General features: G+C 72.5%; 13 protein-coding genes. 10 read left to right on the top strand and 3 right to left on the bottom strand.

Annotated features, from left to right (window positions below):
* Positions 1-239 precede the first annotated feature (239 nt).
* Positions 240-821: an Rv1733c family protein gene (locus tag ABT057_RS40145; protein ID WP_352348876.1), complete on the bottom strand. Its 582-nt coding sequence runs from the start codon at positions 819-821 to the stop codon at positions 240-242.
* A gap of 258 nt (positions 822-1,079) precedes the next feature.
* On the opposite strand from ABT057_RS40145, the gene ABT057_RS40140 reads away from it, so the two are divergent.
* The 5 genes from ABT057_RS40140 (at position 1,080) to ABT057_RS40120 (ending at position 5,804) form a co-directional block, all read left to right on the top strand.
* Entirely contained in the window at positions 1,080-2,063 is a 984-nt protein-coding gene (locus ABT057_RS40140) for an Acg family FMN-binding oxidoreductase (protein WP_352348875.1), read from the top strand.
* A gap of 136 nt (positions 2,064-2,199) precedes the next feature.
* Positions 2,200-3,270 carry a zinc-dependent alcohol dehydrogenase family protein gene (locus ABT057_RS40135; protein ID WP_352348874.1) on the top strand — a complete coding sequence of 357 codons (1,071 nt, stop codon included), beginning with the start codon at positions 2,200-2,202 and terminating at the stop codon, positions 3,268-3,270.
* 19 nt (positions 3,271-3,289) lie between these two features.
* On the top strand, positions 3,290-3,973 hold the full coding sequence (locus ABT057_RS40130; protein WP_352348873.1) for a pyridoxamine 5'-phosphate oxidase family protein: 684 nt from the start codon (positions 3,290-3,292) through the stop codon (positions 3,971-3,973).
* 161 nt (positions 3,974-4,134) lie between these two features.
* Positions 4,135-4,989: a universal stress protein gene (locus ABT057_RS40125; protein WP_352348872.1), complete on the top strand. Its 855-nt coding sequence runs from the start codon at positions 4,135-4,137 to the stop codon at positions 4,987-4,989.
* 212 nt (positions 4,990-5,201) lie between these two features.
* Positions 5,202-5,804: an Rv1733c family protein gene (locus tag ABT057_RS40120; protein WP_352348871.1), complete on the top strand. Its 603-nt coding sequence runs from the start codon at positions 5,202-5,204 to the stop codon at positions 5,802-5,804.
* 214 nt (positions 5,805-6,018) lie between these two features.
* Here the strand turns inward: ABT057_RS40120 and ABT057_RS40115 are convergent, their stop codons facing one another.
* Complete coding sequence (locus tag ABT057_RS40115; RefSeq protein ID WP_352348870.1) at positions 6,019-6,747, bottom strand: CBS domain-containing protein; 729 nt, start codon at positions 6,745-6,747, stop codon at positions 6,019-6,021.
* Positions 6,748-6,942: 195 nt separating this feature from the next.
* Here ABT057_RS40115 and ABT057_RS40110 point away from each other — a divergent pair, with 195 nt between their 5' ends.
* The 4 genes from ABT057_RS40110 (at position 6,943) to ABT057_RS40095 (ending at position 12,572) form a co-directional block, all read left to right on the top strand.
* Positions 6,943-7,818, top strand: coding sequence for a universal stress protein (locus tag ABT057_RS40110; RefSeq protein WP_352348869.1), 876 nt, complete (start codon positions 6,943-6,945; stop codon positions 7,816-7,818).
* A 115-nt stretch (positions 7,819-7,933) separates the two neighbouring features.
* Positions 7,934-10,303: a glycoside hydrolase family 65 protein gene (locus tag ABT057_RS40105; RefSeq protein ID WP_352348868.1), complete on the top strand. Its 2,370-nt coding sequence runs from the start codon at positions 7,934-7,936 to the stop codon at positions 10,301-10,303.
* A gap of 220 nt (positions 10,304-10,523) precedes the next feature.
* Complete coding sequence (locus ABT057_RS40100) at positions 10,524-11,420, top strand: universal stress protein (protein WP_352348867.1); 897 nt, start codon at positions 10,524-10,526, stop codon at positions 11,418-11,420.
* Positions 11,421-11,546: 126 nt separating this feature from the next.
* Entirely contained in the window at positions 11,547-12,572 is a 1,026-nt protein-coding gene (locus ABT057_RS40095) for a 6-phosphofructokinase (protein WP_352348866.1), read from the top strand.
* A gap of 24 nt (positions 12,573-12,596) precedes the next feature.
* Here ABT057_RS40095 and ABT057_RS40090 read toward each other — a convergent pair whose 3' ends face one another.
* The gene (locus tag ABT057_RS40090; protein ID WP_352348880.1) at positions 12,597-13,625 is read right to left on the bottom strand and encodes an alcohol dehydrogenase catalytic domain-containing protein; all 1,029 of its coding nucleotides are present in this window, start codon (positions 13,623-13,625) and stop codon (positions 12,597-12,599) included.
* A 255-nt stretch (positions 13,626-13,880) separates the two neighbouring features.
* Here ABT057_RS40090 and ABT057_RS40085 point away from each other — a divergent pair, with 255 nt between their 5' ends.
* Entirely contained in the window at positions 13,881-15,374 is a 1,494-nt protein-coding gene (locus ABT057_RS40085) for a DASS family sodium-coupled anion symporter (protein ID WP_352348865.1), read from the top strand.
* Positions 15,375-15,447 lie beyond the last annotated feature (73 nt).

Genomic DNA, 15,447 nt, shown 5'->3' with positions numbered 1-15,447 from the left:
CGGGCGAGGTCGTCGATGCGGGTCTCGCCGTGCTCGGCGACATACCGCAGCACGGTCTGGCGCCGTTCCTCGACGGCGGCCTGGGACAGGCGGGTACGGGCGGTCACGGGCCCCTCCTTCCCGGTCGCTGCGGTCTCGCATTTTCCCACACGGGCCGGTGGGCGCCGGGGCCCGTCCGGACCCGGGCACGGGAAAGCTCCAGGCCGCTCAGCGGCCCGGAGCCCGGTTCCGTCGCGCGTTCAGCTGGTCTTGTGGCCCCATTGCGGTCCCACCCGGTCCCATTCCATGCCCCACTCGTCGACGCGGCGACGGTCGAGCCGCCACCGGGCGACCGCTCCGGCACCGAACACCAGGCCGGCCAGCGCGGCCGCGGCCGCGCCGCCCAGGAAGCCCGACTCGATCGCCGCCTCGGTGGAGCTCGGCGGCGCGGCGGTGAGGCGGCCCTGGGCGTCCTGCCAGACCGTGATCCGGGAGCCGGCCTTGAGGCCGGTGTCCGCCAGGGTTCGGCCGGTGCGGGTCGAGCCGTCGGACGCCGTCCAGCGCACGGCCGTCATACGGCGGTCGGCCATGCCGCCGACCGCGGTGGCGCTGCGGGGGATGTCGTTCAGAAGCACGGCGCGGACGGACTGCCGCTCGTCCCGCTGCTGCTGGAACACCCCGTTCGCGGCTTGGGCCGTCACCAGCCCGGCGACGGTGCCGCCCACGGCGAAGACCAGCCACACGGCCAGCACGATCCAGGATTCGACGATGTCGTCGCGTCGTCGCAGCGGGTTGCTGCGCCACCGCCACAACCGTCTCGTCGCGTACTTGCCACTGGGCATCGGTCCGCACCTCCTCCTCGTCGGGGTGACACTCCGACGGTGTCAGCCGGGGCCGTGCCGCGGCATGGGCCGACCAGGCGTCGGCGCAGGGCCGCCCGGGACCGACGTCACGGCGGGGGAGGGCCGTTCGGCCCACGAGACCGCGGGGCCCGCCCGGCGCCCTGCCAAGGACTTCCGTCCCCTGCCGCGGCGCGGGCGCGGCGCCCATGCTCGTAGGTCAGAACCAGTTGTCCGACGCACACAAGCGAGGAGGGCATCATGGAGAGCACCACGTTCGGTGCCGCGCTCCTGGAGACCTGTGTCTCCGCCGCGGTCGCCGCGCCCTCGATCCACAACAGTCAGCCGTGGCGCTTCGGGCTGGACTCCGAGACGGTGACGTTCGAGGTGCGGGCCGATCCCGCGAAGGGCATGCGGCACGTGGACCCCACGGGCCGCGCCGTACTCCTCTCCGTGGGGGCCTGTGTGTTCAACCTCAGGGTCGCGCTGACCCACTTCGGCTGGTCTCCGGTCACCCGTCTGCTGCCCAGCCCCGACGACCCCGCCCTGCTCGCCACCGTGCGGCCCTCGGTGCTCACCGCCCGGCAGGGGGAGGAGCACGGCGCGGATCTCTACCGGGCGATCTGGCGCAGGCACAGCAGCCGCTTTCCTTTCGCGAGCCGGCCGCTCCCCCCGGCTGTGCGCGACGAGCTCGCCGCGGCCGCCCGCACGGAGGGCGCTTCACTGCGCTTCTGCGAAGGGGCGGACGCGACCCGCATGCTGCGTCTGACCGCCGAGGCCGAGCGACGCAACCGCCTCGACGCCGACCGGGCGGCCGAAGGCCGACGCTGGGTGCACCGGGACCTGGAACCGGCACCCGACACAGGTCTGCCGCGAACGGTGCTGGGATCGCAGGACACCTGGGAGAGGATCCCGCTGCGCGACTTCACCGCACAGCGGCATCCCGAACGGCTCACCGCGCGGCCCTTCGAGATGAACCCGGTCATCGCCCTGCTGACCACCGAGCACGACCGCAGAGTCGACTGGCTGCGCGCCGGGCAGGCCCTCGAGCACGTGTGGCTCGCCGCGACGGCCCACGGTCTGCGCGCGTCGCTGATGCATCAGGCAGTCGAATGGGCGGACCTGCGTGACGCGCTGGCCGCCGCCCCCTACGCCACCCCACATCCGCAGCTGCTCATGCGCCTCGGGTACGGCCCGGAGGGCCCGGCCTCCCCGCGCCGCACACCGGGTGAGGTCCACCACTGAACGTCACCACCGAACCGACGGCAGGGACCGGCCGGCGGACGATGGGGCCGGACGGCCCAAGCGGATCGGGCGATTACCGGACAAGCTGGATGGGTGGGGGGTCTCGGTACTCGAGCAGAGGATGGTGAGGAGCGCCATGAAAGGCTTCGTCTTCCACGGCCCCGGGCAGTCCGCCTGGGAGGAGGTCCCGGACCCCGCGATCAAGGAGCCCACCGACGCCGTGGTGCGCGTCGATGCCGTCACCATCTGCGGCACGGACCTGCACATTCTCAAGGGTGACGTGCCCGAGGTGCGCCCGGGCACGATCCTGGGGCACGAGGCCGTCGGCGAGATCGTGGAGGTCGGCGGCGACGTCCGGACCGTACGTCCGGGCGACCGTGTGCTGGTCTCCTGCATCAGCGCCTGCGGCCGTTGCCGCTACTGCCGCGAGAGCTCCTACGGTCAGTGCCGCGGCGGCGGGGGCTGGATCCTGGGCCACCTCGTCGACGGGACGCAGGCCGAGTACGTCCGTGTTCCGTACGCCGACCTGTCCGTGCACGCCCTGCCCGGCGCGGTGGAGAGCAAGGACGCCGTGCTGCTGGCGGACATCTTCCCGACCTCCTACGAGGTGGGAGTGCTCAACGGACATGTACGGCCGGGCGACACCGTCGCCGTCGTCGGGGTCGGCCCCATCGGTCTCGCGGCGATCGCCACGGCACGCCTTTTCTCCCCCGAGCGGATCGTCGCCGTCGACCTGGCGGCGTCCCGGCTGGAGGCCGCGAAGCGGCTCGGCGCCGACGCGGTGGCCGACGCCACCGAGGATCCCGGGCAACTGGTCGCCGATCTCACCGACGGGCTCGGCGCGGACGTGGTCATCGAGGCGGTCGGCGTCCCGGAGAGCTTCGAGCTGTGCACGGGCATGGTCCGGCCCGGTGGCCGGGTGGCCAACATCGGCGTCCACGGCCGGCCCGCCACGCTGCACCTCGAAGACCTGTGGATCAAGAACGTGACCATCACCACCGGCCTGGTGGACACCCACTCCACGCCCACCCTGCTGCGCATGGCGGCCGCCGGCCGGCTGCCCACCGCACAGCTGGTCACCCACACCTTCCCGCTGGAGCGCATGGAGGAGGCCTACGACGTCTTCGCCCTGGCCGCCGACACCGGCGCCCTCAAGGTGGTGCTCGGCGGGCAGTCGCACGAGGAACTCGCCGTCCGGGCGGCCTGACGAGAGGACGGGACAGGCCATGACCGAACAGACACCGCCACACGTGACCGAGGGCGCGCCCGCGGGCGACCTGGGCCGCCGGCTGGCCGCACGCCGCGTCCGGCTCGGACTGACGCGAGAGGAGACGGCCGCGCGGGCGGGCATGGCCCCCAGCTATGTGGCGCACCTGGAGCAGCATCCCGAGGCCACGCCGGGCCGGGGTGCGCTGCTCGCGCTGGCGGCGGTTCTGCGGACCACGGTATCGGCGCTCACCGGCGGCGACGCCGATGCGCCACCCGGGCCTGGACGGGCCGGGCGGGCCCCCGAGTTCACCGAGCTGAGCGGGGCCGAGTGCGCCACACTGCTGTCGACGCACGGTGTGGGACGGCTCGCGGTGTCCACGGCTCTCGGGCCGGTGATCGTCCCGGTGAACTACAGCGTCGTCGATGACACGATCGTCTTCCGAACCGCGCTCGGCGCGACACCGTCGCTCGCGGCCGGCTGCCCCGTCGCCTTCGAAGTCGACCGCATCGACGACGTGTTCAGCGAAGGCTGGAGCGTGCTGGTGCGCGGCCACGCCCGCATCGTGACGGACATCGGTGAGGTGCGGCGGCTCGCGCAGCAGGTGCACAGCGCGCCATGGGCCGGTGGCCGGCGCGACCAGTGGGTGCGCATCGAACCGTATGCCGTCACGGGACGCCGCATCGCGGTCGAAGCAGGGTGAGCTCCGACAGCCACGCCTTCGCATGGTCCGAACGGCCCTTGGAACAAGGGCCGTTCGGCGTTCCCGGGGGTGCTCCCGGCCGGTTCCCGGGGTGCCGGCGCACGAGGAGCATCGTGCGAGGAGACACCGGACGGCCACGCGGAGAAGGGACGGGTACGGCCATGACCTCACGTCACACAGTCGTCGGAGTGGACGGCTCCGTCATTTCCGTCAGGGCGCTGGACTGGGCCGCGGCCGAGGCCGTACGGCACGGCACCGCCCTGCGCGTGCTGTACGCGGTTCCCGACCCGGACGAGGCCGCACCGGTTCTGGGCCACGCCCTGTCCCGCGCCCGTGCGCGGTATCCGGAACTGCACGTGGAGACCGTCGCGGTGCAGGGCGGCGCGGTGCGTGCGCTGGCGCGCGAGAGCACGGACGCGGACCTCACCGTCGTGGGGACCCGCGGCCTGGGCGCGCTGACCGGCCCGGCGTTCGGTTCGGTGAGTCTGCGGCTGGCCGCGCTCGTGCAGGGACCGCTCCTGGTCGTCCGGGGGGACCACGTGTGCGACGAGGGACAGGACGTGCTGCTCGGCCTGGCGGACGACACGGACGGGCCGGCGGCGGCGTACGCCTTCCAGGAGGCCGAGCGGCGTGGCGCGCGACTCCGTGTCCTGCACTCCTGGAGCCATCGACGCATCACCCCCGAACTTCCCTCTCTCGTGCCGACGCGCACTCCGGGCCAGGAACGGCTGACCATGGAGGCACGGGCCGAGGAGGCCGTGCCCCGTTACGTTCTCACCCGGCTGCGGGACCAGCACCCCGGCGTCACGGTGGAGACCCGCACGGTCCGCGCCGCCCCCGCGGACGAACTGCTGGCGGCGACCCGGGAGGCCGCAGTCGTCGTCATCGGCGCGCATCGTCGTACGAGCGTGCTGGGCCCGCGCCTGGGTCCGGTCGCCCACACGCTGCTGCACCGGGCGCACTGCCCGGTGGTCGTCGTGCCCGGTGACCGGGTCGGGCCGACGCGGACGGCGTGATCCGTCGTCCGGGACGCCCGTAGCGGGCGGCGCGCCGGCATCAGAGGCCTTCGGACCCCGGGACTGGGCCGTCCGGCCCATGTCCTTGGAGGCGTGGTGGCGGACGCTGGAAGGTGACGTGGGACGGCGTCCCCGGCGCGTCCCCGTCCCGGACCCCGGCGGCGCCGGGACCGCGGAGTGACCGTGACGGCACTCGAGGAGGTGTCGGGCCCATGGCCGCAGCACGGCGGGAGAAGTCGACCAGGGTGCGGTTCTGGCGGTGGCGGCACAATCCTCTGCGACGCCACAGCGACGTCGTCGAAGCGAGGATCGTGCTCGCCGCATGGACCCTGGCCCTCCTGGGCGGAACCCTCGCGGGCCAGGCGGCCGCGGCGGAAGTCGACCAGAACCTGGCCGCGCGGCGAGCGGCCGTGCACACCGTCGCCGTCGTGCTGGCCGAGGACGCTTCGAAGATCCCGCCGACGACGACCGGATTCGACGACGGCAAGGTGTGGGCCAAGGTCCGCTGGACGACCGCCGACGGCGTCACGCACACGGCACGCACCAGGGTCGAGCCCGACGCCACGGCGGGCACACGCGTGACGGCGTGGGCCGACAAGACCGGCGATCTGGTCCCCGGCCCGCCCACGGCGACGCAGGCCGTGCTGGATGTGGTCGGCACCGGGCTGCTCGTCGCGTCCGGTACCGGCTCCACGGTGCTCGCCGGCGGATGGCTGATACGCAGGCGGCTGCTGCGCCGGCGGCTGGCGGAGTGGGACGCGGAGTGGAAACGCGTCGGCCCGCAGTGGCGGAACCTCAGCGGAGGCAAAGGATGACCGCTGCCACGGCACGGCACGGCAGGGCGGGAAGGACGCCATCCGCTTCTCGCGGATCCTGATTACGCGGTGCGCGGCCCCTCGGACCGCTTCTCCGCGTCTGTGTCGCGTCCTTCCCGCCGCTACCAGCACACCACGGGGACCCGCACGGCCGCCAGGGCCGACCGGCCCCGATTCCGGGGCGACCGGACATCGGCGCGCTGCTGACGTGGGTTCAGAGCCTGCGCAGCCAGTCGTCCGCCACGCCGTGCACCGCGAGGCCCGTGGGCTGGGGGTGCTTGTCGTCGATGCGGTAGGAGAGGTGGTCGACGACGTCCACGACGCCGTCCAGCCGCCGCGTCATACCGACCGCGATCGGGATCTCGCTGCGCCGCTCCAACTGGCCGGTGAGCGTGACCACTCCGTTCTCCACGGCCGCCTCGACGGTGTACGGGGCCAGCCAGAGCGCGTTGAGGAGGACCTCCTGCTGCACGTCCCGCTGGATCTCGTCGTCGGTGCGCAGGAAGACCTGGAGCAGGTCCCCGCGCGTGAGGATGCCGACGAGCACGCCCGACTCGTCCACCACGGGCAGCCGTTCGACCCGGTGCTCCGTCATGAGCCGGGCGGCCTCGGCGGCCGTGGCGTCGGACCGTACGGTGACGGCGGGCGTCGACATCACCCCGCCGGCCGTCCGGGCACGGCTCTTGGCCGCGGCGCGCCGGGCACGGCCGCTGAGCAGGCGCCGGCAGCGCGCCCGGACGCCGGTGGACTCCGGCCCCCGGGCCTGACGCAGCACGAGGTCGGTCTCGGAGATCACACCGACGACCTTGCGGTCCTCGTCGATCACCGGGAGCCCGCTGATGCGGTGCTCTTCGAGCAGGCGCACCACTTCCTTGAACGGTGTGTCGCACCGTGCGGTGACGACATCACCGACCATGAGAGCTCCTGTCCTCGTGGGCTTCATGGCTGAGCCTCGCTTTCCTGGGTGCCGATGGTCGCGACCCCCCTTCAGGGGCCTCGACCTCAGCTTCCGCCCACGGGCGCGCGCACCACATGGGCCGAACGTCCCCGCCGGGAGCCGATCCGCCCCTGGCACGACCCGCCTACCGGTGCGACCGTGAAATCGGACCCCTGTGCTGTATGGAAGGCGGTGGGGACGATGACGCTTCCCCTGGTCACGGGCGTCGACGGATCCGATGCGAGTCTGACGGCGGTCGACTGGGCAGCGGACGAGGCCGCCCGGCACGGAATCCCCCTGCGGCTGGTGCACGCCTCGCGCTGGGAGCGCTATGAGCGAGCCGTTCCGTCCACCACCCTCAGCCGCCCGTCCGCACGCGTGCTCGTCGAGAACCTGGTCGCCTCCGCGGCCCAACGCGCCGAGCGGCGCGACCCCGACGTCAAGGTCACCACCGACATCGTCCCCGACGACGCGGTGGACGTCCTGCTGCGCGAGGGCGACGACGCCTTCGCCCTGGTGACGGGAGCGCGCGGCCACGGTGAGCTGAAGGGCATGCTCCTCGGCTCCGTGGGCCTGGCCGTGGCGGCCCGCGCGCACTGCCCGGTGATCGTGGTCCGGGGCGACAAGGCGGGCCTCGCCGGCTCCCACGACCGGATCCTGCTGGGCGCGGGCGAACCCGTGACCGGCGCGGAGGCCGTGCGTTTCGCCTTCCGTGAGGCCGAGGCACGCGGCTGCACCCTGGACGTCGTACGGGCGTGGCGCTGCCCCACGCACGAGAGAGCGGGCGATCCCGCGCTCGCCCCCGAACCGGTGCGCCGGCACGAGGAGCGGGCCTCCGCCCTGCTCGACGCGCTGCTGCGGGACGCCATGGCGGACCATCCCGGTGTCCGGGTGCGCCGAGTCACGGTCGAGGGACCGGCCCACAGCGTCCTCGTACGCCGCTCGGCGGCCGCCGACCTGGTGATCGTCGGAGCCCGGCGCAGGCACGGCCACCTCGGGCTCCAGCTCGGCCGGGTGAGCCACACGCTGCTGCACCACGCGGACTGCCCGGTGGCGGTCGTGCCGCAGACGGTGTGAACGTGGTAGATGCCCGCCCGTAGGGGGAGTGACGACGGCTGTCCGACGGGCTTCCGCGGCACGGCGCCGACGTCGTACACGACCTCGGAGAGCTGATCGAGGAGGGGGTACGGCGGTGACCGGCTGGACTTGGGAGTACGAGGACTACGACCCGGCCGACGAGCGCCTGCGGGAGTCGCTGTGCGCACTCGGCAACGGCTACTTCGCCACCCGCGGCGCCCTGCCGGAGTGCGCCGCGGACGACGTGCACTACCCCGGCACCTATGTGGCGGGCTGCTACGACAGGCTCACCACGGACATCGCGGGCCGCCGGGTCGAGAACGAGGACATGGTCAACGTCCCGAACTGGCTGCCGCTGCGGTTCTGCCTCGCCGGGCGGCGATGGCTCACCCCGGACACCGCGCAGGTGCTGGAACACCGGCAGGTGCTGCACCTGGCCTCGGGACTGCTGGAGCGCCGCACGCGGTTCGCGCTCGGCGAGGGCCGGGTGCTCGCGGTGCGGCAGCAGCGTCTCGTCCACATGGCCGACCCCCATCTGGCGGCGCTGCGCACCGAGTTCACGGCGGAGGGCTTCGCGGGTGACCTCGATGTGGACGCGGCGCTGGACGGCGGGGTCATCAACTCCGGCGTCGCGCGCTACCGGGATCTGGCCGGCCGTCACCTGATCCGGGTGCACACCGGATCCGTCGAGCCGGACACGGTGTGGCTGCAGTGCCGGACCCGCGCCTCCGCCATCCGTATCGGCATGGCAGCCCGGCTGAGCGCCGACGCGCCCGTCACCGTCCGGCACGGGGAATCGCGGGTCGGTCAGCGGGTGCGGCTGAGTCTGCGTCCCGGCCGGACCGTCACCGTCGACAAGACCGTCGCCCTGCACACCTCCCGCGATCCCGCGATCAGTGACCCGCTGGACGCCGCGATCGACCGGGTCGGCGCGGCGCCCGCCTTCGACGAGCTGCTCGAGGAGCATCTGACGGCCTGGGACCAGCTGTGGCGGCGGGCCGAGCTGGAGGTCCCCGGGGAGGCCGGCGACATACTGCGGCTGCACCTCTTCCACGTCCTGCAGACCCTCTCGCCGCACACGGCGGACCTCGACGTCGGCGTCCCGGCCCGGGGGCTGCACGGGGAGGCGTATCGCGGCCATGTCTTCTGGGACGAGCTGTTCGTGCTTCCGTACCTCGACCTGCACTTCCCCGAGGTCTCCCGCGCTCTGCTCCGCTACCGTCACCGCCGTCTCGACCAGGCCTGTGCCGCCGCCCGCGCGGTCGGCCGGCGCGGTGCGCTGTACCCCTGGCAGAGCGGCAGCGACGGGCGCGAGGAGACACAGGAGCTGCACCTCAACCCCCGCTCGGGGCGCTGGCTCCCCGATCACTCGCGGCTCCAGCGGCACGTCGGGTCGGCGGTGGCGTACAACGTGTGGCAGTACTGCGAGGCGAGCGGCGATGCCGAGTTCCTGCACACCAAGGGCGCCGAGATGCTGCTGCAGATCGCCCGTTTCTGGGCGGACTCGGCCACCTGGGACGAGCAGTTGGGCCGCCACCGCATCCGGGGCGTGATGGGACCCGACGAGTATCACGACGGCTATCCCGACGCGCGGCAACCCGGTCTCGACGACAACGCGTACACGAACGTCACCGCCGCCTGGGTGCTCACTCGCGCCCTGGAGGTGGTGCGGACCCTTCCGGAGCCCCGGCGGCGCGAACTCGCCGAGCGCACCGGCCTCGACGCCGGCGAACTCGAACAGTGGGAGGACGTCTCGCGCACCCTCCATGTGCCCTTCCACGACGGTGTCGTCAGCCAGTTCGAGGGCTACGGCGACCTCGCCGAACTCGACTGGGAGGCCTACCGGCACCGGTACGGCGACATCCGGCGCCTGGACCGGATCCTCGAGGCGGAGGGTGACACCGTCAACCGCTACAAGGCGTCCAAGCAGGCCGACGTCCTGATGCTCGGCTACCTCTTCTCGCCGCACGAACTCCGGGGTCTGTTCGCGCGGTTGGGCCACCGCCTGGACGACGACACCTGGCGGCGGACAGTCGACCACTACCTCCTGCGCACCAGCCACGGCTCCACCCTCAGCGGTCTGGTCCACGGCTGGGTCCTCGCCCGGGCCCGGCGCGCCGAGGCGTGGACGTACTGTCAGGAGGCGCTGCGCGGCGACATCGCCGACCTCCAGGGCGGCACCACCGGCGAAGGCATCCACCTGGGCGCCATGGCCGGCACACTCGACCTCGTCCAGCGGGGGCTGACCGGGCTGGAGACCCGGGAGGGCGCGCTGTGGCTCGATCCCGTGCCGCTGCCGGAGCTGTCGTCCTATGGGTTCTCCCTCCGTTACCAGGGGCACTGGGGTGTGCGGCTGCGCCTGGAGCGCGGAGGGCTGGAGGTGACGGTGCCGCCGTCCGACCGCTCGGCGATCGACATCCGGCTGCCGGACCGAGCGGTCCGCGTGCCACCGGGCGAGACATGTCACCTCCACCTCCCGGACTGACGGCACGCGTCGTGGCCAGGGGCCGGACGGCTCCCGGAGGGGACCGGGCAGCCCCTGCCTCCGGGCGGATGGGGGCGTGAGGCTGGTGCAGGAGGACGGATCGGCGGAGAGTCCGGCCGCTGTCGTGTGGGCGGCGTGTTGCCCCGAACTGCGCCTGTCCGAAGAGCAGTTGGAGGGGCCGGCCACGGGGCCGCCCTGATGCCCCGAGGAGGTGAGGGTCATGACGAGGCCAGTCGTGGCCGGTCTGGACGGTTCGAGGGAGAGCCTCGCCGCGGCCGACTGGGCGGCCAGGGAAGCCCTTCGCCGCGGACTGCCGCTTCGTCTGGTGCACGCCTGGGAAGGCCTGCCCGACGACGACACCGACGCGGGCCTGCCCGAGATCCGGGTACCGCAGTACCGCGCGCGGCGGGTACTGCGGGGAGCTCTGGAACTGCTGAACGAGCGGTACCCGAGGCTGTACATCGCCGCCGAGCAGGTGCGCAGGCAGCCCGGTCCCGCGCTTCTCGCCGAGGCGGAGAACGCGGAGCTCCTGGTCATCGGGAGCCAGGGGACGGGCGGTGTCGACGGGTTCCTGTCGGGGTCGGTCGCCATGGCCGTCGCGGCCCACGTCGACCGGCCCGTCGTCCTCGTCCGGGCGGGCGAGACGGCGGCGGACGAACACCTCCCCGATGGTTCGGGAAAGGCCTCGGCCGGCACTCCCTGCCGTGACGTCGCGGTCGCCGTCGACATCGGCGCGCCCTGCGACGACGTCCTCGACTTCGCGTTCCGCGCGGCCGAACTCCGCAGGGCGCCGCTGCGCGCCGTGCACGCCTGGCACGTGCCGCTCACCAGGGCCGTCCCGGGAGTCGAGGAGCGTACGCGGATCCGGGAGGAGGCGGAGCGCGAACTCGCGGACCTGCTCGAACCCTGGCGCGCGAAGTACCCCGGCGTGGTGGTCCGCGAGAACCTCCACGAGGGCCGTGCCGCCCATGTCCTCGTACGCGCGGCGGGCGGGGCCGGGCTGCTGGTGGCGGGCCGTCGTCGGCGGCGGGCCGCGGTCGGCTCGCGCATCGGCCCGGTGGCCCACGCGTTGCTCCACCACGTGCACCGGCCGGTCGTGCTCGTCCCGCACGACTGACGCCGTCGAGTGGCGACAGCGGATCGATCGGAGAGAGGCTGGAGGTGGGTCCCGCAGACCCCGGCAGCGGTTTTCCAGGCGAGAAGGCCGAGATCGGGCGGGGTGACCGGCGGATGGAGGAAGGCCATGAAGGTCGGAGTGCTGACCGGCGGCGGTGACTGTCCTGGCCTCAACGCCGTGATCCGCAGTGTCGTCCGCAAAGGCGTCGGCGCCTACGGATTCGACTTCGTCGGCGTGCGGGACGGCTGGCTCGGACTGCTCCAGGGCGATGTCCGGCCGTTGGACGTCTCCGGTGTGCGGGGGATCCTTCCCCGCGGCGGGACCATCCTCGGCTCCTCCCGCACCAACCCGTTCAAGCACGAGGACGGGTTGCGACGTATACAGGACACCCTTGCCCGGTACGAGGTGGACGCGCTCGTCGTGATCGGCGGCGAGGACACGCTCGGTGTGGCCACCGAGCTGAGCCGCCAGGGGATCCACCTGGTCGGCGTGCCCAAGACGATCGACAACGACGTCTCCGGCACCGACTACACCTTCGGCTTCGACACCGCCGTCGGTATCGCGACCGAGGCCATCGACCGTCTCCACACGACGGCCGAGTCGCACATGCGCACCCTCGTGGTGGAGTTGATGGGGCGGCACTCCGGCTGGATAGCCCTGCACGCCGGCATCGCGGGCGGCGCCAACGTGATCCTCATCCCGGAGCGACCGTTCGACATCGATCAGGTCTGTGCGCAGGTGAAGAGCCGATTCATGATCAACTACGCGCCGATCGTCGTGGTGGCCGAGGGGGCCGTACCCCGGGAGGGGCGGATGATCCTCAAGGACCAGTCGGTCGACGAGTTCGAGCATGTGCGGCTGTCCGGCGTCGGCGAATGGCTCGCCCGGGAGATCTCGGAACGTACGGGCAAGGACGCCCGCACCACGGTGCTGGGCCACATCCAGCGCGGCGGCACCCCGAGCGCCTTCGACCGGTGGCTGGCCACCCGCTTCGGGCTGCACGCCATCGACACCGTCAAGGACGGTGACTTCGGTGTCATGGTCGCCCTGGAGGGCACCCGGATCGTCCGCCTTCCTCTCTCCGATGTGACGGCGACGACCAAGCTGGTCGATCCGTCGCTGTACGACGAGTTCGAGGTGTTCTTCGGCTGACCGGCCCCGTTTCCGCCGGGCCGCTCACTCCCGGTGCAGTGCGACCTTGAGGGCACCCGTGGTGGCTCCCTGCGAGAACACCTCGTAGGCGTGCTCCGTCCGGTCGAGGCCGAAGGTGTGGGTGACCAGCCGGGACACGGACAGACGCCCGAACCGCAGCAGCTCCAGCAGCCACGGCGCGGAGGACGTGTCCACCTGGCCGGTGCTGATCGTCACGTTCTTCCGCCACAGGGACTCGAGGTGCAACGTGGCCGGCCGGCCGTGCGTCCCGATGTTGGCGATGTGCCCTCCCGCGCGGACCGCCCGGGTGCACAGAACGAAGCCGTCCGGTTCGCCGGACGCCTCGATGGCGACGTCGGCACCCGGTTCCTCGGACAGCTCGGCGATCAGCTTTCCCGGCAGTTCGACGGCATCCGCCCCGAGGCGGGCGGCGGCTTCCAGCCGGGTCTCGGACAGGTCCACCACGACGATCCGGCGGGGTGAGTACAGCCGTGCGACGACGACCGTCGCAAGACCCACGGGACCCGCGCCCACCACGACGACGGTGTCTCCGGGCCCGACATGTCCGTTCCGCACTCCGACCTCGTAGGCGGTGGGGAGGGTCTCGGCCAGCAGAAGCGCGTCGTCGAGCGGGATCGCGGGAGGCCGGCGATGGGTGGAGTGCTCGGCGAACGGGACCCGTACGAACTCCGCCTGTGTTCCGTTGATCTGGTTTCCCAGGATCCAGCCACCGCCCCCGCGGCACTGCCCGCGCATGCCGTCCCGGCACGCCTGACAGCGGCCGCAGGCCGAGACGGACGACACGATCACCTGATGGCCGGGACGCAGCCCGCGGACGTCACGGCCGACCTCCATGACCTCGCCCACGGCCTCGTGGCCGAGGACCGTCCCCGGCTTCACCTCGTCGAGATCTCCTCGCAGGATGTGCAGATCACTGCCGCAGACGGTGGTGGCGTCGACACGCACGACCGCGTCCGTCGCCTCCTCCACCGCGGGGTCCGGGACGGTGTCCCAGGCGATGTGTCCCGGGCCGTGATAGACGAGCGCTCGCACGGTACTCACTCCCTCGCTCCCCCACCTCCACGGTCACCCCGGCGGTACACCCCGGCAACACGGGCCGCCGCCTCGTCGCGCGTCTCCCGCCGGAGCGCCGGGGCAGGCGCTGTCCGTCGCCCATGGAGCCGTTCGGCCCCAGAACCGGGGCCGGTTGCCCCGCGTCAGAGCCCGTCCCCGTCCGCCACCGTGGATACAAAAGCTCGATGCTGTCCCGGCCGCGCATTGCAAGGCGAGCCGGGCGTTACTGATCGGATGGCACAGATGAGCCCGTTCCGGGACACCGAAGGATCCCCAGCCGTATCGGCTCCGGGCCCCACCACCGCCGGGCCGAGGACCACCTCGGTGTGGACGGCGGTGAAGTGGATCGTGCCCGTCGCCGCGGGACTGGTCGTCCACCTGCTGCCGCAGCCCGACGGGATCAAGCCGGGCGGCTGGGCGGTCCTGGCCGTCTTCACCGCCACGGTGCTCGGCCTGATCCTCCAGCCGTTGCCGCTCGGCGCGGTCGCTCTGCTGGGCCTCACCGCCACCATGATCACGGGCACGCTGGAGCCGGACGTGGCGCTCGGCGGCTTCTCCGAGCCGACGATCTGGCTGATCGTGGCGGCGTTCTTCATCTCCCTCGGCTTCACCAAGACCGGCCTGGGCCGACGGATCGCGCTGTGGTTCGTCCGCGCGCTGGGCCGCAGCAGCCTCGGTCTGGCCTACGGCATCACGCTGACCGACCTGGTGCTCGCACCCGCCACCCCGAGCAACACCGCCCGTTCCGGCGGCGTCATCCACCCCGTCATCCGCTCGCTGAGCACCACGGCCGGCTCACACCCGGGCGAGGAGTCCCGCCGCAAGCTGGGCGCCTACCTGAGCGTGACCGCGATGCAGATCAACACGGTCACCAGCGCCATGTTCCTGACCTCCATGGCCGCCAACCCGCTCGCGCAGAAGCTCGCCGCCGACCACGGCGTCCACCTGACGTGGACCTCCTGGGCGATCGCGGCGCTGGTGCCCGGCCTGGTCGCCCTGCTGGTGCTGCCCGCCCTGCTGTACCGGATCTTCCCGCCGCAGCTGCGCAAGACCCCCGAGGCGCCGGGCCAGGCGCGGGACCAGCTCGCCGAGCTCGGACCGATGTCCCGTCACGAGTGGACGATGGCCGGCGTGTTCGTGCTGCTGCTCCTGCTGTGGTCCGTCGGCGGTCAGGTCTGGGACCTTTCGGCCACCGTCTCGGCCTTCACCGGCGTGGCGCTGCTGCTCGTCACCGGGGTGCTGACGTGGGGTGACCTGGTCGCGGAGAAGTCCGCCTGGACCACACTCGTGTGGTTCTCCGTGCTGGTGATGATGGCCGGTCAGCTTCAGGAACTCGGTGTGATCGGCTGGTTCAGCGACAGCATCACCGACGCCACCTCGGGGATGGGCTGGCAGACCGCGTTCGTGATCCTCACCCTCGTCTACCTGTTCTCCCACTACCTGTTCGCCTCCAACACCGCACACGTGGCCGCGATGTACGCCGCCTTCCTGGCTGCCGCCATCGCCGCCGGCGCCCCGCCGGTGATGGCCGCCCTGGTCCTGGGCTTCATCAGCTCCCTCTACGGCGGCCTGACGCACTACGCCTCCGGCCCGGCACCCGTGCTGTTCGGCGGCGGCTACGTCACCCTCGGCGAATGGTGGCGGACCGGACTGGCCGCGGCGGCCGCCAACATCGTCATCTGGATGGGAGTCGGTTCCGTGTGGCTCAAGGTCCTCGGCCACTGGTGAACCCGACCGCCCCCACGCGGAACCCGAAGGAACCGTGCGGCCCCGGCTGATGCAGCGGGGCCGCACGGCATGC

This window comes from Streptomyces sp. NPDC002588 (assembly GCF_040295925.1).
Lineage (GTDB): Bacteria > Actinomycetota > Actinomycetes > Streptomycetales > Streptomycetaceae > Streptomyces.
This window is presented reverse-complemented; position numbering and strand designations above follow the sequence as displayed.